Annotated in this window: 22 protein-coding genes; 8 read left to right on the top strand and 14 right to left on the bottom strand. The window is 62.7% G+C overall.

All coding sequences use genetic code 11. The annotated features are described in order from the left end of the window. Positions 1-2: 2 nt before the first annotated feature. From glgA to NKH41_RS24000, 7 genes are all read right to left on the bottom strand, one after another. Positions 3-1,448 (bottom strand): glycogen synthase GlgA, encoded by a 1,446-nt coding sequence (gene glgA / locus NKH41_RS24030; RefSeq protein WP_352771868.1) that lies wholly within the window; start codon positions 1,446-1,448, stop codon positions 3-5. Between the two features lie 3 nt (positions 1,449-1,451). Continuing rightward, positions 1,452-2,717, bottom strand: coding sequence for a glucose-1-phosphate adenylyltransferase (glgC, locus tag NKH41_RS24025; protein ID WP_023679306.1), 1,266 nt, complete (start codon positions 2,715-2,717; stop codon positions 1,452-1,454). Positions 2,718-2,752: 35 nt separating this feature from the next. Beyond that, a complete protein-coding gene (glgB, locus tag NKH41_RS24020; protein ID WP_352771866.1) occupies positions 2,753-4,966 on the bottom strand; it encodes a 1,4-alpha-glucan branching protein GlgB in 2,214 nt (737 codons plus the stop codon). Positions 4,967-5,111: 145 nt separating this feature from the next. Beyond that, on the bottom strand, positions 5,112-7,580 hold the full coding sequence (locus tag NKH41_RS24015; RefSeq protein ID WP_352771864.1) for a glycogen/starch/alpha-glucan phosphorylase: 2,469 nt from the start codon (positions 7,578-7,580) through the stop codon (positions 5,112-5,114). A 174-nt stretch (positions 7,581-7,754) separates the two neighbouring features. Then, a complete protein-coding gene (locus NKH41_RS24010) occupies positions 7,755-8,543 on the bottom strand; it encodes an ATP-binding cassette domain-containing protein (protein WP_352771862.1) in 789 nt (262 codons plus the stop codon). Continuing rightward, positions 8,540-9,622: an ABC transporter permease gene (locus NKH41_RS24005; RefSeq protein ID WP_352449101.1), complete on the bottom strand. Its 1,083-nt coding sequence runs from the start codon at positions 9,620-9,622 to the stop codon at positions 8,540-8,542. The genes NKH41_RS24010 and NKH41_RS24005 overlap by 4 nt, the downstream gene beginning before the upstream one ends. Positions 9,623-9,711: 89 nt before the next feature. Then, positions 9,712-10,728, bottom strand: coding sequence for a sugar ABC transporter substrate-binding protein (locus NKH41_RS24000; protein WP_352449223.1), 1,017 nt, complete (start codon positions 10,726-10,728; stop codon positions 9,712-9,714). 229 nt (positions 10,729-10,957) lie between these two features. Here NKH41_RS24000 and NKH41_RS23995 point away from each other — a divergent pair, with 229 nt between their 5' ends. The 6 genes from NKH41_RS23995 to NKH41_RS23970 all read left to right on the top strand — a co-directional run bounded on the left by NKH41_RS23995 (position 10,958) and on the right by NKH41_RS23970 (position 16,210). After that, positions 10,958-12,187, top strand: a complete 1,230-nt coding sequence (locus tag NKH41_RS23995) for an ROK family transcriptional regulator (RefSeq protein ID WP_352771860.1) — start codon at positions 10,958-10,960, stop codon at positions 12,185-12,187. A gap of 2 nt (positions 12,188-12,189) precedes the next feature. After that, entirely contained in the window at positions 12,190-12,636 is a 447-nt protein-coding gene (locus NKH41_RS23990; protein ID WP_352449103.1) for an RbsD/FucU family protein, read from the top strand. Beyond that, positions 12,633-13,556 carry a carbohydrate kinase family protein gene (locus NKH41_RS23985; protein WP_352771858.1) on the top strand — a complete coding sequence of 308 codons (924 nt, stop codon included), beginning with the start codon at positions 12,633-12,635 and terminating at the stop codon, positions 13,554-13,556. The genes NKH41_RS23990 and NKH41_RS23985 overlap by 4 nt, the downstream gene beginning before the upstream one ends. 254 nt (positions 13,557-13,810) lie before the next feature. Beyond that, complete coding sequence (locus tag NKH41_RS23980) at positions 13,811-14,953, top strand: DegT/DnrJ/EryC1/StrS family aminotransferase (protein ID WP_352490788.1); 1,143 nt, start codon at positions 13,811-13,813, stop codon at positions 14,951-14,953. Positions 14,954-14,971: 18 nt separating this feature from the next. Next, entirely contained in the window at positions 14,972-15,178 is a 207-nt protein-coding gene (locus tag NKH41_RS23975; RefSeq protein WP_352490787.1) for a hypothetical protein, read from the top strand. A gap of 12 nt (positions 15,179-15,190) precedes the next feature. Continuing rightward, on the top strand, positions 15,191-16,210 hold the full coding sequence (locus tag NKH41_RS23970; protein WP_352771856.1) for an LLM class flavin-dependent oxidoreductase: 1,020 nt from the start codon (positions 15,191-15,193) through the stop codon (positions 16,208-16,210). Between the two features lie 55 nt (positions 16,211-16,265). Here NKH41_RS23970 and NKH41_RS23965 read toward each other — a convergent pair whose 3' ends face one another. Further along, positions 16,266-16,892, bottom strand: coding sequence for a CDP-alcohol phosphatidyltransferase family protein (locus tag NKH41_RS23965; RefSeq protein ID WP_352771855.1), 627 nt, complete (start codon positions 16,890-16,892; stop codon positions 16,266-16,268). Positions 16,893-17,164: 272 nt separating this feature from the next. On the opposite strand from NKH41_RS23965, the gene NKH41_RS23960 reads away from it, so the two are divergent. Beyond that, positions 17,165-17,638: a phosphatidylglycerophosphatase A family protein gene (locus NKH41_RS23960; RefSeq protein ID WP_352771853.1), complete on the top strand. Its 474-nt coding sequence runs from the start codon at positions 17,165-17,167 to the stop codon at positions 17,636-17,638. 406 nt (positions 17,639-18,044) lie between these two features. On the opposite strand, the gene NKH41_RS23955 is transcribed toward NKH41_RS23960, so the two are convergent. From NKH41_RS23955 to NKH41_RS23930, 6 genes are all read right to left on the bottom strand, one after another. Continuing rightward, positions 18,045-19,334: an ABC transporter substrate-binding protein gene (locus NKH41_RS23955; protein WP_352771851.1), complete on the bottom strand. Its 1,290-nt coding sequence runs from the start codon at positions 19,332-19,334 to the stop codon at positions 18,045-18,047. Between the two features lie 28 nt (positions 19,335-19,362). After that, the gene (locus NKH41_RS23950; protein ID WP_352470924.1) at positions 19,363-20,199 is read right to left on the bottom strand and encodes a carbohydrate ABC transporter permease; all 837 of its coding nucleotides are present in this window, start codon (positions 20,197-20,199) and stop codon (positions 19,363-19,365) included. Further along, a complete protein-coding gene (locus NKH41_RS23945; protein ID WP_352771849.1) occupies positions 20,189-21,136 on the bottom strand; it encodes a carbohydrate ABC transporter permease in 948 nt (315 codons plus the stop codon). The genes NKH41_RS23950 and NKH41_RS23945 overlap by 11 nt, the downstream gene beginning before the upstream one ends. Positions 21,137-21,160: 24 nt before the next feature. Beyond that, positions 21,161-22,024 (bottom strand): TauD/TfdA dioxygenase family protein, encoded by an 864-nt coding sequence (locus NKH41_RS23940; RefSeq protein ID WP_352771848.1) that lies wholly within the window; start codon positions 22,022-22,024, stop codon positions 21,161-21,163. Between the two features lie 111 nt (positions 22,025-22,135). Further along, a complete protein-coding gene (locus NKH41_RS23935) occupies positions 22,136-22,798 on the bottom strand; it encodes a TetR/AcrR family transcriptional regulator (protein WP_352490781.1) in 663 nt (220 codons plus the stop codon). Between the two features lie 270 nt (positions 22,799-23,068). After that, positions 23,069-23,551 (bottom strand): Lrp/AsnC family transcriptional regulator, encoded by a 483-nt coding sequence (locus NKH41_RS23930; protein WP_352503731.1) that lies wholly within the window; start codon positions 23,549-23,551, stop codon positions 23,069-23,071. An 87-nt stretch (positions 23,552-23,638) separates the two neighbouring features. Here NKH41_RS23930 and NKH41_RS23925 point away from each other — a divergent pair, with 87 nt between their 5' ends. Continuing rightward, entirely contained in the window at positions 23,639-24,739 is a 1,101-nt protein-coding gene (locus tag NKH41_RS23925) for a pyridoxal-phosphate dependent enzyme (RefSeq protein ID WP_352771846.1), read from the top strand. Positions 24,740-24,792 lie beyond the last annotated feature (53 nt).

Here is a 24,792-nt window from a genome sequence, read left to right as displayed (position 1 = left end):
AGTCAGGCAGCCCTTTTCGAAAGCAGCAAGCGATAGAGTTGGATATATTTTTCGGCGCTTTTGTCCCACGAAACGTCGGCCTTCATGCCTTGCCGCTGCATCGACGTCCACACTGCGGGATTGGCATGCGCCTCGACAAGGCGGCGGACGGCGTGCAGCAAGGCGCCGGCATTGGCGGGCGCAAACTGGAAACCGGTCGCCACGCCGGCAGAGATGGCGGCTTCGTTGGCATCGATGATCGTGTCGGCAAGGCCGCCGGTGCGCGCGACGACCGGCACGCAGCCATAGCGCAGGCCGTAAAGCTGTGTCAGCCCGCAAGGTTCGAAGCGCGATGGGATAATGATTGCGTCGCAGCCGCCCTGCATGGTGTGGGAGAGTCCCTCGTCATAGCCGACGACGACGCCGATGCGGCCGCGATGGCGGGCTGCGGCGGCAAGCAACGCGCCTTCCAGCCCAGCGTCGCCGGAGCCGAGGATCGCCAGCCGTGCACCTGCCGCGACGATGCCGTCGATGGCCGCAGCCAGTATGTCCATGCCCTTTTGCCAGGTCAGCCGGCTGACGACGCAGACGATCGGACTGTCATCGCGATCGAGGCTGAAACGGTCCTCAACCGCGGCCTTGTTGGGCATTCGCGCCTTGAGCGTCTTTGCGGTGTAGTTGGAGACCAGATGCTTGTCGGTTTCCGGGTTCCAGATCTCGGTATCGATGCCGTTGACGATGCCATGGAGATCGACGGAGCGCATGTTGATCAGGCCGTCGAGGCCCATGCCGAATTCGGGCAAGCGGATTTCCTGCGCATAGGTCGGGCTGACCGTGGTGATCGCCCACGCCGCCTGCAGGCCGGCCTTGAGGAAGCCGACGCCGCCGTAATATTCGACGCCGTCGAGCGCCATCGCCGCCGCCGGCAGGCCAAGCTCGCCAAAGATGCCGGCGCCGAACTGGCCTTGGAAGGCTAGGTTGTGCACGGTGATCATCGACGGCGTGCCGACCGCCTTGCCGTAGCGCATGTAGGCAAGCGTCATTGCCGACTGCCAGTCATGGGCATGGACGATATCGGGCAGGTAGCCCGAGATCGCGCCGCCGGCAATATCACCGCCTACCTGGCTCAAGGCCGCGAACCGCCGCCAATTGTCCGGCCAGTCGGCGCCTGTCGCGTTGCCGTATGGGCCGCCGGGACGGTCGAAAAGATGCGGCGCGTCAAGCACGAACAGGTCGAGCCCGGCGATCTGGGCGGCATACACCGAAGCCTTGCCGCCCTGCAGCAATGGATATTGCTGAACCGGCTTCTTTTTCCTGAAGGCGCCCATCACCTGAGGATAGCCGGGGACGAGCGTGCGCATGGTGACGCCCTTGCCGGCCAATGCCACGGGCAAGGCGCCGGTCACGTCGGCGAGCCCGCCCGTCTTGACCAGCGGAAAGATCTCGGGCGCCACCGACAGAACCTGCATGCACTACGATCCCAGCCTGTTGATCATGTCCTGCGTGACGAGGCAGATGCCTTTTTCCGAAACGCGGAAACGCTTGGCGTCGAGGACGGGATCCTCGCCGACCACCAGACCCTCCGGGATCCTGACGCCGTGATCGATGACCACGCGCTTCAGCCTGGCGTTGCGGCCGACATGGACGTCCGGCAGCATGACGACCTCCTCCAGCGTCGAATAGGAATTGATGCGCGCGCCGGTGAAGATCAGGCTTCGCTTCAGCGAAGCGCCCGAAACGATGCAATCGCCCGACACGAGAGACGACACGGCCGACCCGCGGCGGCCATCCTCGTCATGCACGAATTTTGCCGGCGGCTTCAACTCGGCATAGGTCCAGATCGGCCAATCGCGGTCGTAAAGGTCGAGTTCCGGCGTGATGTCGGTCAGGTCGATATTGGCCTCCCAATAGGCGTCGACCGTGCCGACGTCGCGCCAATAGGCCTCGTTCTCGGCGGTCGAGCGCACGCAGGATTTGGCAAAACGATGGGCGATCGCCTTTCCGTGCTCGACGATGTAGGGGATGATGTCCTTGCCGAAGTCGCGGCTCGAGCCGGGCTCCGCCGCATCGCGACGCAATTGCTCCATCAGGAATTTGGTCTTGAACACATAGATGCCCATCGAGGCCAGCGCGAAATCCGGTTTGTCGGGAATGCCCGGCGGATCGGCGGGCTTTTCGATGAAGGAGATGATGGTGTCCTTGGGATCGACATGCATGACGCCGAAGCCGGTGGCTTCCATGCGTGGCACTTCGAGGCAGCCGACGGTGACGTCGGCGCCCGCCTCGACATGCTGGCGCAGCATCATTTCGTAGTCCATCTTGTAGATGTGGTCGCCGGCCAGGATGACCATGTATTCCGGCCCGTAGGCCTCGATGATGTCGATGTTCTGGTACACGGCGTCGGCGGTGCCCTCATACCATTGCGTTTCCGACACACGCTGGCTGGCCGGCAGAATGTCGAAACTCTCGTTGCGCTCGGGCCGCAGGAAGTTCCAGCCGCGCTGCAGATGGCGGATCAGCGAATGCGCCTTGTACTGGGTGGCGACGCCGAGGCGGCGGATACCGGAATTGAGCGCATTGGAGAGCGCGAAATCGATGATGCGGGTCTTGCCGCCGAAATAGACCGCCGGTTTGGCGCGGCGGTCGGTCAGTTCCTTGAGCCGGCTGCCACGGCCGCCGGCCAGCACATAAGCCATGGCGTCGCGTGCCAGCGGCTGTGTTCGTTTTGTTTCAGCCATTCCTATCCTCCCAGGTTAGATGCTCCAGACATAGCTCAGTCCGGGACGAATTCGAGCATGATCGTCGACAGCGGCGGCAAAAGCATCGTCGCCGAAATGCCTCCTCCTTCCGCCTGAGCCTCGACGCCGCCGCTATTGCCCTTGCCGGAACCGCCATAATCCGTGGCATCGGTGTTGATGATCTCGCGCCATTTTCCGGCCTGCGGCAACGGCACGCGGTAATTGTCGCGCGGCACCGGCGTGAAGTTGGAAATGACGGCGACCGGGTTGCCGCCCGGCGCGCTGCGCAGCCAGGCAAATACCGAGTTCGCGCTGTCGTCGACGATCAGCCAGGAAAAGCCCTCCGGCTCGCAGTCGCGGGCATGCAGCGCGGGGCGCGAGCGGTAGAGATAGTTGAGATCGCGCACCGTCTGCCAGACGCCGCGGTGGAGCCGGAAATCGAGCAGGTTCCAGTCGAGCGCGCGCGCCTCGCTCCACTCGCGGCGCTGTGCGAACTCCTGGCCCATGAACAACAGCTTCTTGCCGGGATAACCCCACATGAAGGCGTAATAGGCGCGCAGCGTCGCGAACTTCTGCCAGTCGTCGCCGGCCATCTTGTTGAGCAGCGTGCCCTTGCCGTGCACCACCTCATCATGGGACAGCGGCAGCACGAAATTCTCGCTGAAAGCGTAGACCAGGCCGAAGGTGATGTCGTTGTGGTGATGCTTGCGGAAGATCGGCTCCTTGGAGAAATACTCCAAAGTGTCATGCATGAAGCCCATGTTCCATTTGAAACCGAAGCCCAGTCCGCCTTCATGCACCGGCTGCGAGACTTTCGGCCACGAGGTCGATTCCTCGGCGATGGTCATCACACCTGGATGGTGGCCGTAGACCTCCTTGTTCATACGCTGCAGGAAGCTGACCGCTTCGAGGTTCTCCCGGCCGCCCTTCTCGTTGGGAATCCATTCACCGGCCTTGCGCGAATAATCGAGATAAAGCATCGAGGCGACCGCATCGACGCGCAGTCCGTCGACGTGATATTTCTCGGCCCAGAACAGCGCATTGTTGACCAGGAACGAAATCACTTCGCGGCGCCCAAAATTGTAGATCGCTGTGTTCCAGTCGGGATGGAAGCCCTTGCGCGGATCGGCATGTTCGTAGAGCGCGGTGCCGTCGAACTTTGCCAGACCGTGTTCGTCAACCGGGAAATGCGCCGGCACCCAGTCGAGGATGACGCCGATGCCTGCGCGGTGGGCGCCGTCGACGAAGCGGGCAAAACCGTCCGGATCGCCAAAGCGGGCAGTCGGCGCATAAAGACCCGTCGTCTGGTAGCCCCAGGACGGGTCATAAGGGTGTTCGGAGATCGGCATGAATTCGATGTGGGTAAAACCGGTCTCGACCACGTAAGGGATCAGCCTGTCGGCGAGCTCGTCCCACGACAAGAAGCTGCCGTCGTCGTGAAGCCGCCATGACCCGGCATGGACCTCGTAGATCGATACGGCTTCGCGCCTGTGGTCGGCATTGCGCCAGTAGTTCCGGTGCGCCTCGTCGCCCCATTCGTGCGCCGGCGGCAGCGCCGTCACCGAGGCGGTGGCCGGGCGCAGTTCGGACTTGAAGGCGAACGGATCGGCTTTGAGCGGCAATCTCACGCCATCCGGCCCGATGATTTCATACTTATACGGGCGGCCAGCGCCAATGTCGGGAATGAACAGCTCCCAGATGCCGGTATCGCGGCGGACGCGCATGGTATGCCTGCGGCCGTCCCACTCGTTGAAGTCGCCGACCACCGAGACGCGCCTTGCATTGGGCGCCCACACCGCAAAATGCACACCCGATGCACCTTCATGGTCGATGAGATGGGCGCCGAGCTTGTCGAACAGCCTGAGATGCGACCCTTCGGCGATGTAATAATCGTCCAGCGGGCCGAGCACGGGACCGAAGGAATATGGATCGGTCAGCCACCAGTCACCGCCGGAATTCCTGGCGTGATAGCGCAGCGGCTGGCGTTTGCGCAGCGACAGTTTGCCTTCGAAGAAACCGCTGTCGTCGCGTCTCGACAGCTCGCCGGCCTTCTTGCCGGTCAGCGTATAGGCGGTGACGAACTCGGCATGAGGGACGAAGCAGCGGGCGACAAAGCCCTTTCCCGCCTCATGCACGCCAAGCACGGCAAACGGATCGCCGTGCGTGCCGGCGACAATCGCCGCGACATCGCCGGCTGGCGCCAGTCCGTCCGGCCCGTTTGTCGCAACGGTCGCGCGCGGCTTGCTCATCAGGCAGTGACCCTCCCCGGGCACCAAGTGTATGTTTCTAGTGGAGTTTTGAATTCGACATTCGCATGCCGCCTTACCCTCCAAGGGATGCGAGGGTCAAATCACTCCATTAGGGCCACATTGTTCCTAGTCTCATGCAATCACATCAGGCGGGCACGTGCCAGATGTCTTTCGCATATTGGCGGATCGTGCGGTCGGACGAGAACCAGCCGACGCGCGCGACATTGCGGATGGCTCTGGCGTACCAGTCCGGGCTGTTGCGCCAGACGGCATCGACGTCGCGCTGGGTGGCGGCGTAGGCATCGAAATCCGCGGCGACCATGAACCAGTCGCTCTGGTAAAGACCGTTGATCAGGTCGCGATAACGGTCCGGATCGTCAGGTGAAAAGACTCCGGATGAAACCGCGGCCAGCGCCTGCGCCAATTCAGGCGATCCCTCGATCACAGCGCGCGGATCGTAACCATTGTTGCGCCGCTCGGCGACCTCATCGGTGGTCAGGCCGAAGATGAAGATATTATCGTCGCCCACGCATTCCTTGATCTCGACATTGGCGCCGTCGAGCGTGCCGATGGTCAGCGCGCCGTTCAGCGCGAACTTCATGTTGCCGGTGCCGGACGCTTCCATGCCGGCGGTCGATATCTGCTCCGAAAGATCGGCGGCCGGCATCATGATCTCGGCCAGGCTGACATTGTAGTTCGGCACGAATACCACTTTCAGCAAGCCGCGCACCGCCGGGTCGCGGTTGATGACCCGGGCGACGTCATTGGCAAGTTTGATGATCAGCTTGGCGTTGTGATAGCTGGGCGCCGCCTTGCCGCCGAAGAATTTGACGCGAGGCATCCAGTCGCGCTCCGGATGCGAGCGGATCTGGTCGTAAAGCGCTACCGCTTCGAGAATGTTCAAGAGCTGGCGCTTGTATTCGTGGATGCGCTTGACCTGGATGTCGAACAGCGCCGATGGGTCGACCTTGATGCCGAGCCGGTCGGCAACGAGCTTGGCAAGCCTCATCTTGTTCGCCCGTTTGACGGCGGCGAACTTGTCGCGGAAGGCTGCGTCCTCAGCGAAAGGATCAAGCCGCTTTATCTCGTCGATGTCGTCGAGGAAGCCGTCGCCAATCGCCTCTCGGGTGAGTGCAGTGAGGCCGGGATTGCACTGTATCAGCCAGCGCCGCGGTGTGATCCCGTTGGTCTTGTTGTTGATGCGATCCGGGTAGAGCCTGTGGAGGTCGGCAAACACCGTCTCCTTCATCAATTCCGTATGCAGTGCCGACACGCCGTTGATCGAGTGCGAGCCGACAAAGGCCAGATTGCCCATACGCACGCGCCGATCGCCATTTTCCTGGATCAGCGAGATGCGGCTGATCTGCTCGTCCGAGAACTGGTCGGAGGCGCGCGCCTCGAGCAGCACCTCGGCGTTGATGGCGTAGACGATCTGCATGTGGCGCGGCAACAGCCGCTCGAACAGCGGCACGGGCCAGCTTTCCAGCGCTTCGGGAAGGAGCGTGTGGTTGGTGTAGCCGAAAGTGCGCTTGGTGATGCTCCAGGCCTGGTCGAAATCCATGCCGTGGACATCCATCAACAGGCGCATCAACTCGGGGACGGCGATGGCCGGATGGGTGTCGTTAAGATGGATCGCCGCCTTGTCGGGCAGCGATTGCAGGTCGCCATACTGGCTGAGATGACGCTGGACGATGTCCTGCAGCGAGGCGGTGGAGAAGAAATACTCCTGCCTGAGCCGCAACTCCTGGCCGGCCTTGTGGGAATCGGCCGGGTAAAGGACGCGCGACAACGCATCGGCCTTGTTGCTTTCGGCGAGCGCACCGATGTGATCGCCGGCATTGAACTTGTCGAGCAGGATCGGGTCGACCGGCATGCCGGACCACAGACGCAGCGTGTTGACGCGGTTGGCCCGCCAGCCAACCACCGGCGTATCGTAGGCAACGGCCAGAACATGTTCGGTCGGCTTCCAGACGTGCCGCTCGAGCCTGCCGTCCTTCGAGGTGATCGATTCCACCGAGCCGCCGAAGCCGACCTCGAAGGAGCGTTCGCGGCGCTCGAACTCCCAGGGATTGCCGTGATCGAGCCACGTCTCGGGCAGCTCCACCTGCCAGCCGTCATGGATCTCCTGCCGAAACATGCCGTTGGCGTAGCGGATGCCGTAGCCATGCGTGGGGATATTGACGGTCGCCATGCTTTCCATGAAGCAGGCGGCGAGCCGGCCAAGACCGCCATTGCCAAGGGCAGCGTCCGGTTCGAGCGCTGCAATGATGTCGAGGTCGACGCCAAGCGACGACAGCGCCTCGCGCATATTGTCCATCAGGCCGAGATTGGAGAAGGCATCGCGCATCAGGCGGCCGATGAGGAATTCCAGTGACAGGTAGTAGACGCGCTTTTCCTGCTGGGCGTAGGCCTCTTGGGTCGCCTGCATCCAGTGATCGACTATGCGGTCGCGTACAACCTTGATCGAGGCGGTGAGCCAATCGTACTGGGTTGCAACGTTGGTGCCCTTGCCGACCCTGTATTTGAGGGCTTGCAAGACTTCCTCGGCGAGCGTCTTGGGATCCGGGTTTTCGAGCGTGGGCAGAGGAGCTTCGGTTGTCATCGCGCGCGTCATGCTGCCTCTCGTGACGTTGCCAGGATCATGCGGCTTTCACCATCTCTTCCAATGCTAGTACATCCCACCGGATGTTCAATCGATTCAGGTGATCGCAAGCCGGGTTGCCCTGCGGCAATTTGGCATTTGGAAACAGCGCGTTTGGGACCTCCGCGATGGGCCTCAAGTTCTTGCTCAGGCCGCCAGCGCCACTTCCGGCGGCACCTTGGCGCCGGTCATGAAGGCGACCGCGTCGGACATCGTATACTGCTTCGGATCGATGACGCAGAGGCGACGGCCGAGCCGGTGAATGTGGATGCGGTCCGCCACCTCGAAAACATGCGGCATGTTGTGTGAAATCAGCACGATCGGCAGGCCACGCCGTTTAACGTCGAGGATCAGTTCGAGCACGCGGCGGCTCTCCTTGACGCCGAGCGCGGCCGTCGGCTCATCCATGATGACCATCTTCGAGCCGAAGGCGGCGGCGCGGGCCACCGCCACGCCTTGGCGCTGGCCGCCCGAAAGCGTTTCCACCGCCTGGCTGATGTTCTGGATCGTCATCAGGCCAAGTTCGGTGAGCTTGTCGCGGGCGCGCTTTTCCATCGCCGGACGGTCGAGCATGCGTAGCCAGTTGCCAAGAAAGCCCGGCTTGCGGATCTCGCGGCCGAGGAACATGTTGTCGGCGATGGACAGCGCCGGCGACAGAGCCAGGTTCTGATAGACGGTCTCGATGCCGGCCTCGCGCGCCTCCATCGGTGATTTGAAGGCGATAGGCTTGCCTTCAAGCCGTATCTCACCTTCGTCGGGGGTGACCGCTCCGGAAATGGCTTTGATAAGCGATGACTTGCCGGCGCCGTTGTCGCCAATGACAGCAAGGATTTCGCCCGGATAGAGGTCGAAGTCTGCGCTGTCGAGAGCGGTGACGCGGCCGTAGCGCTTGACCAGGCTGCGCGCGGTAAGGATCGGTTCGTGAGTCTGGTTCATGCCGAGATCTTCCTGATCCACTGGTCGATACCAACAGCGATGATGATAAGGGCGCCGACGGACAATTGCGTCCATTGCGGATCTGTCCCCCAAAGCCTGAGGCCGAGCGCGAACACGCCGACGATCAGCGCACCGAAGATGGTCCCGAGGATGGAGCCGCGGCCGCCGAACAGCGAAGTGCCGCCGATCACCACGGCGGTAATCGAATTGATGTTCTCGAACTGCCCGGCCTGCGGCGAGACCGATCCGATGCGTCCGATCAGGGCCCAGCCGGCGATGGCGCAAATGATACCAGTCAGCGTGTAGACCGCGACCAGCATCCGGCTGACGCGCACTCCCGACAGTTCCGCGGCCTCCGGGTCGTCGCCCACCGCATAGACGTGCCGGCCCCACGCGGTGTGATTGAGCACGTACCAGGCAATTGCCGCCATGATCAGCACCAACAGCACGCCATAGGTGAAGACGGCGCCCCCGATCCTGAACGATCCGCCGAAAAACTGCAGCAGCGGCGCCGTCGTCTCGAGATCCTGGCTGCGGATGGTCTCGTTACCGGAATAGATGAAGTTGATGGCAGCGTAGATCGACCAGGTGCCGAGCGTCACGATGAAGGGCGGCAGTTTCACCCAAGCGATGAGAATGCCGTTGATCAAGCCGCAAATCGCGCCGACAAGCAGCCCGACGGCAACGGCCACCGGCGCTGGAACACCGTAATGCATGGCAAACTGGCCCATGACGACCGAGCTCAGCACCATGATGGCACCGACGGACAGATCGATGCCGGCGGTGAGCACCACCAGTGTCTGCGCGATGCCAACCATGCCGGTTATCGCCACCTGCTGGAGGATCAGGGTGAGGGTGAAAGGAGAAAAGAAGCGTCCGCCGACGACCACCGCGAACAGACCCACCGAGATGATCAGGATGATCAGGGGCACCATGGCAGGGCTTTTGTGCAAGCGGTGCTGGATGCTCTCGAGCGTCGAGCGGGAATGCGTCTCGAATGAAGCGACGCTGGTGTCGCTAGTGGCCAGGACCGTCTCGAATTCCTGCGGTCCCTTGCTCCTGGTAGTTTCGACGCTCAAGTCGGCCTCCCCGCCTGTGATGTGGAGCGGCCGAAACCGCTCCACATTCTCTATTGTTCTTTTGAAGTTGAGCCGATCAGGGGATCAAATCAACCCCAGCACTTGCTGAGGCCTTGCTTCGTGTCAATGGATTCGATGCCGGCGGCAGGCTTGTCGGTGATCAGCGTCACGCCGGTGTTGTAGAAGTTCAGACCGGGCGACGGCTCAGGCTTCTTGCCGCTGTCGGCAAAGGTCTTGATCGCCTCGATGCCGAGCGAGGCCATGAGCAGTGGATATTGCTGTGAAGTGGCGCCGATCACGCCCTCGGCAACGTTCTTGACACCCGGGCAGCCGCCATCGACCGAGACAATCAGGACGTCCTTCTCCTTGCCGACGGCCTTCAGCGCCTGGTAGGCGCCCGCGGCCGCAGGTTCGTTGATGGTGTAGACGACGTTGATATCCGGATCCTTCTGCAGGCAATTCTCCATGGCAGTGTGCCCGCCATCCTCATTGCCGCTCGACAGATCGTGACAGACATTGCGTGCGTCGGTTTCGTCGCCGATCTTGTTGGGATCGCCGAGGTCGATGCCGAAGCCCTTCATGAAGCCCTGATCACGCTGCACGTCGACGGAGGGCTGGCTGGCGATAAGATCCATGTAGGCGATGTGCGCGTCCTTAGCCTTGTCGCCCAAGGTGGCCTTTGCCCAGGAGCCGATAAGCTCGCCGGCCTTGAAATTGTCGGTCGCAAACGTCGCATCCGCGGCGTCGGCAGGCTCTAGCTGGGTGTCCAGAGCGATCACCAGCACCCCTGCATCACGCGCCTTCTTCACCGCCGGCACGATGGCCGCAGTGTCGGTGGCGGTGATCAAAATGCCCTTGGCGCCGTCGGCGATGCAGGATTCGATCGCCGCAACCTGGCCCTCATTGTCACCTTCCGCCTTGCCGGCGTAGGCCTTCAGATCGACACCAATTTCCTTGGCTTTCGCGGCGGCACCTTCCTTCATCTTGACGAAGAAGGGATTGGTGTCGGTCTTGGTGATCAAGCAGGCGCCGACCCCGGCGGCCGATGCCGTCGACGCAAAGGCCATCAGGCTCAGTCCGGCCGCGGCAAACACGGTGGATTTCAACAGTTTTGACGTGGTCACGATTTTCCTCCCATGGAACCATTTAGGATGCCGGCCAACCGGCATCTGCAGCGCGTCCGACGAAATCTCCCAGTGTCGGCGCCGACACTCAAGAGACACCAGTCCGCCAGCACTGTCAATAATTAAATCACTCTTATTTATTATTGACAACGCAGGATCGTTCACTCACTCTAGACCAAAAGCATTGAGGGGAAACGACGGGAGGAACAGGGTGGAGACCGGCATTACGAGGCACGGCTCGCCCGATGCGGCCGAAAGCCGCCTGCACCGCGGCACCAATCAAAGCGGCATGCGGGACCACAATGAGCGGCTGGTGCTGTCGCTGGTGCGCCAGCACGGCAGCCTGGCCAAATCCGACATCGCACGTATGACCGGCCTTTCGGCGCAGACAGTGTCAGTCATCATGCGCGAACTGGAGGAGGACGATCTGCTCGTCCGCCAGGCGCCGTTGCGCGGCAAGATCGGCCAGCCCTCGATACCCATGGCGCTCAATCCCGACGGCGCCTATTTCATCGGCCTGAAGATCGGCCGCCGCAGCGCCGAGTTGGTGCTGATCGATTTCCTCGGCAATGTGCGCTCTATGCTGCAGCATTCCTACCGCTATCCGGCGCCGCGCGAAACGGTGGAATTCGTCGCAAGCGGCATGAAGAAGATGCGCGGCGAACTCACCCCGGCGCAGGACAAACGCATTGCCGGGCTTGGCATCGCCATGCCGTTCGAATTGTGGAACTGGGCCGACACCGCCGGCGCACCGCGCGAAATCATGGACGAATGGCGCCATCGCGACATCCGCGCCGATATCCAGGCGCAATGCGAATTTCCAGTCTATCTGCAGAACGACGCCACCTCGGCCTGCGGCGCCGAACTCGTGTTCGGCCACGCGGCGGGTGCGGCACGCGATTTCGTCTATTTCTATATCGGTGCCTTTGCCGGCGGCGGCATCGTGCTGAACGGCCGGTTGTTTGGTGGCCCAACCGGCAATGCCGGCGCGCTGGGCTCGATGCCGGTGCCAGGGCCGGACGGCAAGCCGACGCAGTTGATCGACGTGGCGTCGATCGCCATGCTGGAAAAGGCGCTCAACGCGCGCGGCATCGAGGCCTCGCATCTGTGGACATCACCGGGGGACTGGGGCGAGATCGGCGCCGAGCTTGACGACTGGATCGCCAGCGCCTCGCAGGCGCTTGCCTATGCCATCGTTTCGGCCTCGTCCGTCATTGACTTCGAAGCCGCGGTGATCGACGGATGGATGCCGCTTGCCGTGCGCAGGCGGCTTGTCGATGCCATTATCCAGGCAATCGGCCGGATCGACGGCGAGGGCCTGAGGCTGCCGGCCGTTCGCGAGGGAACCGTCGGCATCCATGCGCGGGCGCTGGGTGGCGCCAGCCTGCCGCTGTCGGAGCGCTTCCTCATCGGCTCGACCACGATTTCCCGGAGCTTCTGAGCATGCTGATCGGCATCCCGGCGCTGCTCGGCCCCGAGCTTCTGGCGATATTGCGCGCCATGGGCCATGGCGACGAGATCGCCTTGGTCGACGGCAACTACCCGGCCGAGCAGCAGGCACAGCGGCTGGTCCGCGCCGACGGTCATCATCTCGTCCCCGTGCTCGATGCGGTATTGAGCGTATTGCCGGTCGACGACGCCGTGCCGCAGGCGCTGTTTCGCGCCTCGGCCAAAGGCGATCCCCTGCTCGCCGATCCGGTTCACCATGAGATGGAAGCGATCTGCGCCAGGCGTGCGCCGGGCCGCAAGGTGGTTGCGCTTGCCGGTGCCGACTTCTATGCACGGGTCAAGGCCGCGCACGCGATCGTCGCGACGAGCGAGCCGCGGCTCTACGCCAACATCATCATTCGCAAGGGCGTGATCTATCCGCCGGAAAGCAAGACTTCATGATCCTCTGCTGCGGCGAAGCCCTGATCGACATGCTGCCGCGGACCACGACGGAGGGCGAGCCGGCCTTTGCCCCCTATGTCGGCGGTGCCGTCTTCAACTCGGCCATTGCGCTAGGCCGGCTCGGCGCGCCCGCTGCCTTTTTCTCCGGCCTGTCGTCGGATCTGTTCGGCGGCCAGCTCAGGGAGGCGCTGAAGGCCAGCAAGGTCAGTTCCACCTATGCGCACACCTCGCCGCGTCCGACTACTCTCGCCTTCGTGCGGCTCACCAACGGCCAGGCGACCTACACCTTCTACGACGAGAACACCGCCGGGCGCATGCTGACCATCGAGGACTTGCCGGAACTCGGCAGCGAGATCGAGGCCATGCTGTTCGGCGCCATCAGCCTGATCTCGGAGCCGGCCGGGTCGGCCTATGAAGAGTTCATGCGGCGCGAGCATGAGCGCCGCGTGATGATGCTCGACCCCAACATCCGGCCAAACTTCATTCCCGACAAGGCCAGGCACCTCAGGCGCATCCGCAGCATGATGGCGATGGCCGACGTCGTGAAACTGTCGGACGAGGATCTGAACTGGTTCGGCGAAGCCGGCTCGCATGAGGACGTCGTCCGCAACTGGCTGGATCGCGGCCCGAAGCTGATCGTCGTCACCCACGGCAGCGAAGGCGCGGTCGGTTACAGCAGCCAGCACCGGGTCACGGTCGTGCCGGACAAGGTCGAGGTGGTCGATACGGTCGGCGCCGGCGACACATTCAATGCCGGCATTCTTGCCTCCTTGCACGAACAGGGTCTGCTGTCGAAGACGGCAATCGCCAGTTTGCCGGAAGACGCCATCCACAAGGCGCTTACGCTCGGTGCCAAGGCGGCGGCGGTGACGGTATCGCGGGCCGGCGCCAACCCGCCATGGCGGCATGAAATCACTTGACCGGCTGGTGCGCAGCCCATGGACTGCTCACCGACGATCACTTTATGTTTCGTCCAGCCTGGCGGGCGGGATGCGAAGCCTGTATCAGGCCGGCCGAAGCCCGCATTTCCCCGCGTTTAAGAGGGCAGATCGGAAATCAGAGGTAACAGGCTGCGACACTTGAGCAATTCAGGGTTTTTGCCCTGCGGCTTTCTCGGCCGTACCAAGTCTGCTACCAGCGGCCGGTTATCTGACTAAAACCGTTTGAGGCCGACATGCAGTTCATCGATCTTGGCGCGCAGCGCGAACGCATCCGCGACAGGCTGAAAGCGGCAATCGACCGGGTTGTCGACGAAGGCCGCTATATTCTCGGACCGCAGGTCACCGAATTCGAAAACAAGCTCGCCGCCTATATCGGCACCAAGCACGTGGTCGCTTGCGCCAACGGCACCGATGCGCTGCTGCTGCCGCTGTTTGCCGCCGGCATCGGCCCGGGCGACGCGGTGTTCGTGCCGAGCTTCACCTTCGCCGCCACGGCCGAAGTGGTGGCGCTGACCAAGGCCGAACCGGTGTTCGTCGATGTCGATGCCGACAGCTACAATATCGACATCGCCAGCCTCGAGGCGGCAATTGCCATGATCAAGGCGGAGGGCCGGCTGAGGCCGAAGGCAATCATTCCCGTCGACCTGTTCGGCCTCGCCGCCGATTACGAGGCGATCATGGCCATCGCCGATCGCGAAGGCCTGATGGTCATCGAGGATGCGGCGCAGGCGACCGGCGGCTCGGCTGACGGCAAGATGTGCGGCTCGTTCGGCACCGTCGGCTCGACCAGCTTCTATCCGGCAAAGCCGCTCGGCTGCTATGGCGACGGCGGTGCGATGTTCACCAATGACGATGCGATGGCCGAACAGCTGCGCTCGTTCGCCTTCCACGGAAAGGGCGAGACGCAATACGACAATGTCCGCGTCGGCATCAATTCACGGCTCGACACGCTTCAGGCGGCGATCCTGATAGAGAAGCTGGCCATCCTCGAGGACGAGATGGTGGCGCGGCAAGCGGTCGCCAATCGCTATGCCGAAGGTCTCGGCGATATCGTCAAGGCGGCGCGCAATCTGGGCGGCGGCCGCTCGGCCTGGGCGCAATACGCCATCGAAACGCCGAAACGCGACGGGCTCAAGGCACATCTCGGTGAAAAGGACATTCCGTCGGTCATCTACTATGTGAAACCGCTGCACAGCCAGATTGCCTATCGCGATTATCCGCGCACGCCGACCGGCCTTGCCGTTTCGGAAGAGCTGCCGAAGCGCATCCTGTGCCTGCCGATGCATCCCTATCTGAGCGAGGCTGACCAGGACCGGATCATCGAAACGATCCGAAACTATATCGGCTCGAATTCGGCGCATGTAGCGGCGGCATAAATTCGAAAGCTTCGAAGCATGGTCGCGGAATACATCGACGAGTTCATCATGTTCTGCGCCGGGTTGTGGATGGCTGGCGTCGGCTTCGGATTTCTCGCGGACCCGTTCCAAGCTCGCCCCGGCCAGCAGCAAGCATGGTGGACCAACTTTGGGACTCGCTTCAAATGGATGGGACCGCTGTTGATCCTCATCGCGATAGCGCTCGCATTCGCGGCACCTTCCTAGGCTGGCTATTTCATGAAGAAGATTGGTTTCCTCTCGTTCGGGCACTGGACGCCCTCGCCGCAATCGCAGACGCGGACGGCATCCGACGCGCTTTTGCAGTCCGTCGAGTTGGCGGTCGCGGCCGAGGAGCTGGGTGCGGACGGCGCGTATTTCCGCGTGCATCACTTCGCCCGTCAACTCGCCTCGCCCTTCCCGCTGCTGGCGGCGGTCGGCGCAAAGACCAGCCGAATCGAGATCGGCACGGCGGTGATCGACATGCGTTACGAGAACCCGCTCTACATGGCCGAGGACGCCGGCGCCGCCGATCTGATCGCCGGAGGGCGTCTGCAGCTAGGCATCAGCCGCGGCTCGCCGGAGCAGGTAATCGAGGGATGGCGCTACTTCGGCTACGCCCCGCAAGAGGGCGAGAGCGATGCTGACATGGCCCGCAGACACACCGGAGTGCTGCTCGAAGTGTTGCTGGGCAAAGGTTTTGCGCAGCCCAACCCGCGGCCGATGTTTCCCAACCCGCCCGGCCTGCTTCGCGTTGAACCACACTCGGAGGGCCTGCGCGACCGCATCTGGTGGGGCGCCGCCACCAACGCCACGGCGGAATGGGCGGCGAGGCTGGGGATGAACCTGCAGAGCTCCACGCTCAAATTCGATGAAGGCGGAAAGCCGTTTCACATCCAGCAGGCCGAACAGATCAGGGCTTTTCGTGAGGCCTGGAAGGCGGCCGGACACACGCGCGAGCCGCGGGTGTCGGTGAGCCGGAGCGTTTTTGCATTGGTCGACGATCGCGACCGGGCCTATTTCGGCGGCAACCAGAGCGGAGATCATTTCGGTTACATCGAGGCAGACAGACGCGCGGTGTTCGGCCGCTCCTATGCCGCCGAACCGGACGTCCTGATCGAGCAGCTAAAGGGCGACGAAGCCATCGCCGAGGCCGATACGCTGCTGCTTACCGTCCCCAACCAGCTCGACGTCGACTACAATGCCCATGTCATCGAGGCGATCCTGACCCATGTCGCCCCTGGCTTGGGCTGGCGCTGACGCGACTTTGTTCGAAAAGTCAGGGCGATCGTACGATGCCCGTGTTCTTGCGGTCTCACGGCTGCTTCCCGTCGGCTCGTTTCAGCATCGCAAATGCGCGACTGATCCGTTGCAGGGCTGTGGCGTTGGCCAGCACTGCGTACAGCGCGAACCCGCCCGCCAGAATCCAGGGCGAAGCCGCGCCCATGGCGGTCGCGACTCCGTCGGCGGCGAGCAGCACGCAAATGAACACCAGACGTTCCATCCGCTCGAAGAAATCCGGCCAACCATGGTTTTCCACGGGAATTTCCAGCGCCGTCCGCGCCTTGGCGTAACTGGTCAGGATCCCGCCGGCGAACGCGAACATTGCGATCGCCCACAGATCGGCGACCCAGCCGATAGCCGCAAAGACGGCCAATTCCTGATAGCGGTCGACGACGGCGTCGAAATAGCCACCGGCCTTGGTGCTCATATTTGTCCGGCGGGCGACCGCACCGTCCAGCGCATCGAAGGTGAAGGCAAACGCCAGGCAAAGGCCAAAGGCAAGGCTTGAATGGTGGTAGACGTAGGCCGCCGAGGACAAAGCGACGAGCACCAGCCCGCTGGCCGTAACCTGGTTCGGCGTCATGCCGATCCCGATCAGCGGAGAAGCGGCCTGCTCCCACAGTGGGTCGATGCGACTTTTCATGAGACCGGCGATCATGGCGGCTCCTCTGATGATGTCGTTTCACCGAGCTTTACCAGCAATTTGCGGGTTTGTTCCACCATCGCTACCGCTCCAATTGGTCAAAGCGGGCCGAGGCCGGGCTCACGACATTCCCAAGTCGCCGCAACAGCGATCTCTTTTGGCGAATGCGGCCGGCGGATTAAGGTGCTCACGAAGCTGACGGAGCAAATCGGCCGGCGGTCTGGCGGCCGCACCCGAACGATGTGACTATGATTGCTTGCAATCCTCGGGAAGCCGGCCGAAACTCGATGCATAAATTTCCACCCAAGTTTGCCTATCTGCTCGCGACCTCTGTCGGCGCGGGATTATCTCCAATATGGCCGGGCACGGCCGGCGCAATGGTTGGAGTGGCTGTTGCGGCGGCTCTGATACCTGCATCGTCTTGGCTGACCGTGCTTGCCTATGCGGCCCTGTTCGTCGTCGGCGTATGGGCGTCATCGCATGTCATCTCCCGTACCGGGACGGAGGACCCGCAGATCGTCGTCATCGATGAGACCTTCGGCGCTGCCGTGACAGTTTCCATGCTGCCGCTCGACCCACTCTGGTGGGCAGCAGGCTTCGTTGCTTTCCGGTTTTTCGACGTCGTCAAGCCTTGGCCCATCCGTATCATGCATGACAAGGTAAGGGGTGGGGCCGGCATTATGCTGGACGACGCGGCCGCGGCTGTCGTCGCTGGGGCGTTGCTGCTCCTGCTGAACGGCTTGATTGACCATTTGCGGTAACGGCGACATTCGGTCTGCCAAGGCCACGGTGGTCCATCGGAGTTTAGCGCCACAAGGGGAGACCGAACCGATGCGAAGCCACAGGATCGCGGCCATTCCAGGCGATGGGATCGGCAAGGGAGTCGTAGCGGCCGGGCTTCGTGCGCTGGCCGTCTGCGCCCTTGGCATCGGAACGCAGAAGGCATCCGACGGTCTGCCATTGCCTATGCCGTGTGGTGGGATATCGGCGGCGGTTCGATGAACCTGCTATCTGCGCCAGCGCACTGCCAGGCAGTCCTGAGCTCACGCGATCGAATTCAGCACCATGGAACATCGCCTCACCCGACGAGCACTTTACGACCGTGCTGATCCTCGCCGGTTGGTCGCCTGGCAAGTACCAGGCGACTTGGCGACGTGGCCCGTACGATTACGCTGGCATCAGCGGCTTGACGCGATCGACAATGGCGGCGACCGCTTCCTTCGGGCTCTTGCGACCGAGGACAGCGAGCTGAACCTCCTCGAGAAACGTCGACTGAGCGCGAGCGGCTTCGGGAAAAGCCGGGAAGGCCGGTCGCGCTTTGGCGAGCGCGGCAGCCTCGACCTTCGCCTGCGGCAGCGACCCGGCGAACGACGGCTCGGCATAGGTCGAGGTTCGGACGGGGCCATTGCCGTTGCGCGCCATGTCGAGTGTGGCGGCCTTGCTCGCTACGAAGCAGATGTAGCTCCAGGAGAGCTTCTTGTCCGTCGAATTGGCGGGAATGGCCATCGCCCAGGATTCGACGACCGGATGCATTTCGTGACCGCTGCCGAGGGTTTTGGAGCCGGGGAACTCGATCGCCTTGATCTTTCCCGGTGCGGTCGACTGTTCCTTGTTGTTGAGCTGCGCGTAGCGGGCGAAAGGCAGCACCGCGAAGGCCGCGCGCCCCTGCTGCATCCACGTCACCATGTCGTCGTTGCGCGTTGTGGCATAGCTGCGGGGGAGCGCGCCGGCCTTGAAGAGGTCGGCAAGCGCGGACAGGCCTTTTTCCATCGCCTCCGGATCGGGGACCACCTTGAACTGCTTGTCGATGAAATCGCCGCCGAAGGCGCGGGCGAACATGACCGGGAAGACGGCGAGGTCGCTCGCAAGGATCATGCCGACGACGGGCGTGCCGGACCTGGAGGTGAAGGTCAGCTTCTTCGCCTGGTCGACCAGCTCCTCCAGCGTGTTCGGTGGCGCCGAAATGCCGGCCTCCTGAAGCAGCTCCTCGTTGTAGAAAAGCCCCTGCGTGGCATGGCGCACCGGAACGCCGACGAGCTTGCCGCCGACGGTCATCGAGTGGCGCAGGCCCTCGGCGATATCGTCGAAATCCTCGATCGGCTCGGCTTTCCGGAGATCGTCTAGCGGCTCGAATAGCGAGGCGATCTGCGACGTCATGCGGTTGTCGATGACATAGCCGATGTTGAAATCGGTCTCGCTCAGGCTCGCCTCTCGGAACAGCCGGTCCTGGAGCGGATTGCTGTCAAGCGTGGTCCAGGATATCTGGGCATTGTTCTTGTCCTCCCAGGGCTTGATGACATTGCCGGCGGCGCCGGTCGTCAGGTTGGCTTGGTGGACGCGATGGCAAAGCACATTCAGCGTCTTTACCTGGGCATGGGCCAACCGACCCAAGGCACCCGTCGCGCCGGCGGCCATCGCCGTCGTCAGCAGGGCTCTGCGTGTCATGTGCAAAGGCATTGTCTTCCTCCCTTTCTCGGTGACGTCGTCACCCCTTGGTCGCGCCGGCGGTCAATCCGGCGACGAGAAACCGGTTCATCAGGACCACGAAGACGAGAACCGGCAGCAATTGGACGGTAGAGGCAGCAAAGAGGACGCCCCAGTCGACGCCATCGATCGAACTGATCATCTCCGAAAGGACCAGAGGCGCGGTCTTGGCGTGGTTGGCGGTGAAGATATAGGCGAACAGAAACTCGTTCCACGCGAAGACGACCACGAAGACGGCGACGGCGAGCATGCCGGGCGCTACGAGCGGCAAGATGATCTTCACAAGGATCGTCAGCGGCCGCGCGCCGTCGAGGACGGCCGCCTCGTCGAGTTCGCGCGGTACCTGGTCGATGAACGTGCGCATCAGGAGCGTGCCGAGCGAGACGAAGAAGGTCGCGTAGAGCAGGATCAGCACCAGATGGGTGTCGTTGAGCCCGAGCCGATTGACGACCGGGAACAGTGGCAGCGTTACGACGATCGGCGGGATCAGCCGCGATCCGATCAGAAACATCACCGATCCCTCCAGGAAACGGACGCCTCGATAGCGCGAGTAGGCAAAACCGGCGAGCAGACTTGCCATAACGGCAAGCGCCGTCGCCCCGGTGGTGATGACCAGGCTGTTGACGAGCCCGTCGAAAAAGGCCGGCCAGCGCTGCCACAGCGAGGCGTAGTGCTCGAAGGTCGGTTCGAAGAAGAGCTCCGGTGGAACCGCGAAAATCTCGCGACCGGGTTTGAACGACGAGAGCACGATGAAGCCGATCGGAAACAGTGACCAGACGACGATTGCCGCAACGGCGAGCGTCTTTCCGGCACCGATGGCGAGACGCCTAGAACGCATTGGCCACGGATTCCTTGCGCAGCCGCCAGACATAGCCAGTCGCAAGCAGCAGCGAGATGACGACCATCATCCATGCCGTCGCGGCCGCCGTGCCGAACGAGTTGTAGCGGAAGCCTTCCTGATAAAGATAAACGGAAACGACCTCGGTCGTGCGTGCCGGGCCGCCCTGGGTCAGGAGCCAGACCTCGGAAAAGAGACGGAAGGCGAAGATGTAGCGGAAGAGCAGCGCGATCAGCATCGCTGGCGCCAGAAGCGGCAGCGTGATGTTGCGGAAGAGCTGGAACGCATTGGCTCCGTCGGTGCGCCCAGCCTCGTAGAGCTCCTTCGGAACCGCGAGCCGTGCCGCATAGAGGATGATGAATGTGAATGGCAGGTGCAGCCAGATCGTGAGCAGGCCGACGAGGATGAGGCCGTGAGAAGGGATGAACGTCCAGTCGAGCGTCGGCAGACCGGTGTATCGCAGCATCAGCGTGATCGGGCCGACGTCTGGATCGAACAGGAAGCGCCACATTGCGACCGCCGTCACCTCGCTGATGGCGTAGGGAGCGAGCACCACGACGAGCATGACGCGCTGGAGGGGAAGCCCGGAGGCGAAAAGCAGGGCCAGGCCAAGGCCGAGCAGCAGTTCGATATGAACCGCCACGGCGACGACGAGGACCGTGTTCCAGACCGAACCCCAAAAATAGGGATCGGTGAGGACGCGGATATAGTTATCGAAGCCAACGAAAGTTGCCGATTGGCCGAATGACGAGGCTTCGAAACTCAGCCACAGGACGAAGATCGCGGGGAGCACGATGATCCCAAGCACCAGGAGGTGCACGGGCGTCGCATAGAGGTAGGCAGGCGAAAACGCGAAGCGCCGCCTCTTGGTCTCGCCAGCCGCTTCCGCCGCCCCTTCCCCCCTGTGGCCGACGGACGCCTCGGAACCAAATGCCATTGCTCCTCCCTGAGCGGTTGTGCGTCAGCCGTCCCTGGCGGCAAGTGGAACGGTGCCCTCCACCGTTGTTCTGTACATCACCCGGCGATATCCGGGATAATCGTTGATGGCGGTGTGCAGGACATGGGGATTGTTCCACATACCGAGCGTCTTCGGTTCCCAACGCAGCCTGCAGTTGAACTCGGGCCGGACAGCCCGCGCCATCAGGAAGTCGATCATCGGCTTGCTTTCTTCCTCCGTCATCCCCTTGAAATTGGTCATCACGCTGCTGACGAAGACATAGCGCCGGCCAGTCTCGGGGTGGCGACAGATCACAGGATGCTCGACGACGGCATTCTCGATCGCCTCGACATCGGCCTTGACGCCGAGCCGGCTGTGGGCCGCGTTGATGGCGAAGACCCCGCGGCCGCTATGGACGCCCGTCAGGCCTTGCAGGATCTCGACCAGCCGCGGCGAAAGCGAGTCATATGCCTTCTCGAGGCTGGAGAAGCAGGTGTCGCCGCCAACCGGCGGCACCTCCTCACCGTAGAGAATCGTAATGCCCGGTGGCTTCGGTAGCCAGGCGAGGTCCATGTGCCAGTCCTCACCGATCACTTTGCCCGTGTCGTCCGGCTCGCGCACGAAGCGCACGATATCGTCAAAGCCGTCGATCGGCGTGTGCACCGGATTGCCGCTAAATGGTCCGAACCGGCGGGCGACCTTGTGGACGCCAGCGGCGTCAAGCTCCTGATCGCGCACGGCGAGCGCATGATATTTGTAGAGCGCGCGGCGAACGTCCTGGAAGGCATCCTCGTTCGCGCTCGCCAGATCGATCCCGCGAATTTCCGCACCGAGTGCACCAGTGAAGGGGCTGACCTCGAAACGGGTGAATGCATCATCGCGCAGCACGTGATCCTCCCTAATACGCGCCTCGTCGCCATCATGGGCTGACTTACCTGCAAGTAAGTAATGTGAAAGCCAAAGGCTGTCAACTCACCCTCGCTTTGATCCACCCCATGTCTAGCCTCGATCCGAGCCCTTTCCCGCATCCTGCCAAGCGGCGCGGATGATCGCGGCGAGCGCTGCGAAGGTCCTGGCGACCTCGTCGAAGCTTCCGGTGTCCTGCGTCATCGGTGGACAGGACAGAAGGGTAATGCGCAGCATGTGCACGAGTTCGTTCCTGAGTGTGTGGGAGGAAAGCTCTCCGTCCTTCACCGCCTGGTCCACCGCATGACGCAGGCTCTGATCATAGACCCGATTGACGCGCTCCAGGGCACGTTCCGCTGGTTCTCCGAGAACCGGGAGGTCGTGGCGAAGGCGCGAAAGCGGGCTCCACATATTGCGGGCTCCCTTCTCAGCGTTGAAACGTTCGTAGAAGCGGCGCAGATCCTCGAGCTGCATATCGAGACGGTCGAAGAACCGGATATCGGGGGTCGTCCAAAAGCGCTTGATGCGGGCCTCGGCGTTGGCGGCGAAGTCCGCGATCAATTCCTCCATCAGCTGACGCTTGTTGCCGAAGTGATGATGGATGTTGGCGCGCGTCGTGCCGATTGCCGTCGCTATATCGCCGAAGCTGAAACCATCGTGGCCGCGCAGGACATAGAACTCGGCCGCGACCTCTTTGATTCTGCTGCGGGTAGAGTGCGCCTCATCACCGGGAGATCCTGAAGTGTTGGCTCTCATATCCCTTCCGAAATTCATGCCGCCGTTGGACGATCAGTATACGGGAGCGAGTTGCACCCCCCGTTTCATACATGGATATTCTTCTACGCACGAGTGGAAGTAATTTGCGCCAGGGGCAGACATTCGCGAAGCATCTTGGCGGCAGCGATTAGCTCGGTGCGGCGGGTGAGTAGATACGGGATGCGTGTAGCGAACTTCAATCGGGTTCGCGCCCTTGACTAGAATTCCGGGTCAAGCAGGGCAGTCAGCTTGCCGGGGGCACGCCGCAACTCAGGCAGTGGATAGTGGCTGCGCATCCGCTGCGCCAACCACTTCCCGCATTGTCACGATGGTGCGGAACGCCCTCACGTTCGAATTGGCGTGGAAGACTTCCCGCGCGAAGACATCGTACGCCTCCATCCCCGGCAATTGCAGGAGGAGCACGAAATCGGCTTCACCGGTGACATACCAGGCCTGACGAACCTCCGAGCGCCCGCGGAGCTTGCCGATGAAGGCGTCCAACTCGACAGCGCTCTCCCGTTCCAGGGAAACGAGCACATGGATGGTTAGCGGCAGGCCCACGGCCGCCGGACGAATGACGGCAATATCCGCCGCGATCACGCCATCCTTCCGCAGCCGGCGCAGGCGGCGCAGGACCGCACTCTGGGAAAGCCCGACCTGCTCGGCGAGACGCCGCGCCGGGATCTGGTTGTCGCGCTGAACCAGCGACAGCAGCACATGGTCGAAGCGATCGAGGGCGGCGGTTTTCGTCATTTGGACAGGCATCTATGACGAAATCAGGCAGCTGGGCAACGACAATAGGCGCCAAGCGCCATCGTTTCGGGAATAGAATTTCGCCTCATGACCACAGACACACAGCCGGGCCTTGGCCCTGATCTCATTGCGGCGCTGTTACAGCGCCTGTCGCCGTTTTATGCACCGACACCGCTGCTCGACCTGCCAAGCCTGGCTGCGAGCCTGGATGTGACCCAGGTGCTTGCCAAGAACGAGGGCCACCGTGCCCTGGGCAGCTTCAAGTCCCTCGGCGGCACCTATGCCGGTCTGTGCGCTCTCGCTCGCGCTACCGGGATGGATATCGATGAACTGCTCGATCCAGAGCGGGCCCAGACGCCGCTGCCGGCGCTAATCACGGCCAGCGCCGGCAATCACGGACTTGCCGTCGCCGCGGCGGCGAAGTTTGCCGGCGGGAGGGCAAGGATATACCTCCATACGGGCGTTCCTGCGGCGCGGGTGCGGCGTGTCGAGTCCCAAGGCGCCGAAATCGTGTGGGTCGACGGCACCTATGACGATGCCGTCGATCGGGCCTCTGCGGCAGCCCGCGCCGGGGAAGGCATTCTGGTGGCCGATACCTCGAGCGACCCGGATGATCCAGCGGTCGCTGATGTCGTCGCTGGCTATGGCGTGATTGCCGCGGAAATCCGTCGCCAAGTCGACGAGATTGGCCATCTGAGGCCAAGCCACCTTTTCGTGCAGGCCGGTGTCGGTGGACTTGCCGCCGCCCTGACGACTGGGCTGAAGGACTGGCTGATGCCTCCGGCCATGATCGTCGTGGTAGAACCAGAGGCCGCAGCCTGCGTCGCGGCCGCGCTGTCGCAAGCACGCTCAGTTCGGATACCCGGCGATCTCAAGACATCGGCAGACATGCTCGCCTGTGGCGAAGCAGCGGCATCGGCGCTCGACGTACTGCGCCAAGGCAACGCTCGGGTCATAACCGTGTCCGAAGCGGCGCTTGCCGACGCGAAGAGCCGGCTTCGTGAGGCAAACGGTCCAGACACAACCCCGTCGGGTGCCGCCGGCCTCGCCGGCCTCGCCACCGCCGTCGCGGCTTACGGCCTGTCGCAGGAGCTTGCGCTCGACGAATCGAGCCGGGTGCTCATTATCGTGACCGAGGCCGAACTGGAGAAGGACGCAGGACGATGGCACCGGACCCGGGATCATTGAACGGAAGAGCGGCTGGGCCACGCACTGCTCGATATGTCCGCATTCCAGACCCA

The sequence above is a fragment of the Mesorhizobium sp. M1169 genome (genome assembly GCF_040318345.1).
In the GTDB taxonomy this organism is placed as follows: domain Bacteria; phylum Pseudomonadota; class Alphaproteobacteria; order Rhizobiales; family Rhizobiaceae; genus Mesorhizobium.
The sequence above is the reverse complement of the archived record's forward strand: the minus strand, read 5'-3'. Positions and strand labels throughout refer to the sequence as shown.

What these genes read in the sequence shown, in the direction of transcription:
- glgB (WP_352771866.1), bottom strand. Translation starts at nt 4,966, where the DNA reads ATGAGCAAGCCGCGCGCGACCGTTGCGACAAACGGGCCGGACGGACTG.
- NKH41_RS23985 (WP_352771858.1), top strand. Translation starts at nt 12,633, where the DNA reads ATGATCCTCTGCTGCGGCGAAGCCCTGATCGACATGCTGCCGCGGACC.
- glgA (WP_352771868.1), bottom strand. Translation starts at nt 1,448, where the DNA reads ATGCAGGTTCTGTCGGTGGCGCCCGAGATCTTTCCGCTGGTCAAGACG.
- NKH41_RS23960 (WP_352771853.1), top strand. Translation starts at nt 17,165, where the DNA reads ATGCATAAATTTCCACCCAAGTTTGCCTATCTGCTCGCGACCTCTGTC.
- NKH41_RS23935 (WP_352490781.1), bottom strand. Translation starts at nt 22,798, where the DNA reads ATGAGAGCCAACACTTCAGGATCTCCCGGTGATGAGGCGCACTCTACC.
- NKH41_RS23930 (WP_352503731.1), bottom strand. Translation starts at nt 23,551, where the DNA reads ATGACGAAAACCGCCGCCCTCGATCGCTTCGACCATGTGCTGCTGTCG.
- NKH41_RS23970 (WP_352771856.1), top strand. Translation starts at nt 15,191, where the DNA reads ATGAAGAAGATTGGTTTCCTCTCGTTCGGGCACTGGACGCCCTCGCCG.
- NKH41_RS23980 (WP_352490788.1), top strand. Translation starts at nt 13,811, where the DNA reads ATGCAGTTCATCGATCTTGGCGCGCAGCGCGAACGCATCCGCGACAGG.
- NKH41_RS23965 (WP_352771855.1), bottom strand. Translation starts at nt 16,892, where the DNA reads ATGATCGCCGGTCTCATGAAAAGTCGCATCGACCCACTGTGGGAGCAG.
- glgC (WP_023679306.1), bottom strand. Translation starts at nt 2,717, where the DNA reads ATGGCTGAAACAAAACGAACACAGCCGCTGGCACGCGACGCCATGGCT.
- NKH41_RS23950 (WP_352470924.1), bottom strand. Translation starts at nt 20,199, where the DNA reads ATGCGTTCTAGGCGTCTCGCCATCGGTGCCGGAAAGACGCTCGCCGTT.
- NKH41_RS23975 (WP_352490787.1), top strand. Translation starts at nt 14,972, where the DNA reads ATGGTCGCGGAATACATCGACGAGTTCATCATGTTCTGCGCCGGGTTG.
- NKH41_RS23955 (WP_352771851.1), bottom strand. Translation starts at nt 19,334, where the DNA reads ATGCCTTTGCACATGACACGCAGAGCCCTGCTGACGACGGCGATGGCC.
- NKH41_RS23925 (WP_352771846.1), top strand. Translation starts at nt 23,639, where the DNA reads ATGACCACAGACACACAGCCGGGCCTTGGCCCTGATCTCATTGCGGCG.
- NKH41_RS23945 (WP_352771849.1), bottom strand. Translation starts at nt 21,136, where the DNA reads ATGGCATTTGGTTCCGAGGCGTCCGTCGGCCACAGGGGGGAAGGGGCG.
- NKH41_RS24010 (WP_352771862.1), bottom strand. Translation starts at nt 8,543, where the DNA reads ATGAACCAGACTCACGAACCGATCCTTACCGCGCGCAGCCTGGTCAAG.
- NKH41_RS23990 (WP_352449103.1), top strand. Translation starts at nt 12,190, where the DNA reads ATGCTGATCGGCATCCCGGCGCTGCTCGGCCCCGAGCTTCTGGCGATA.
- NKH41_RS24015 (WP_352771864.1), bottom strand. Translation starts at nt 7,580, where the DNA reads ATGACGCGCGCGATGACAACCGAAGCTCCTCTGCCCACGCTCGAAAAC.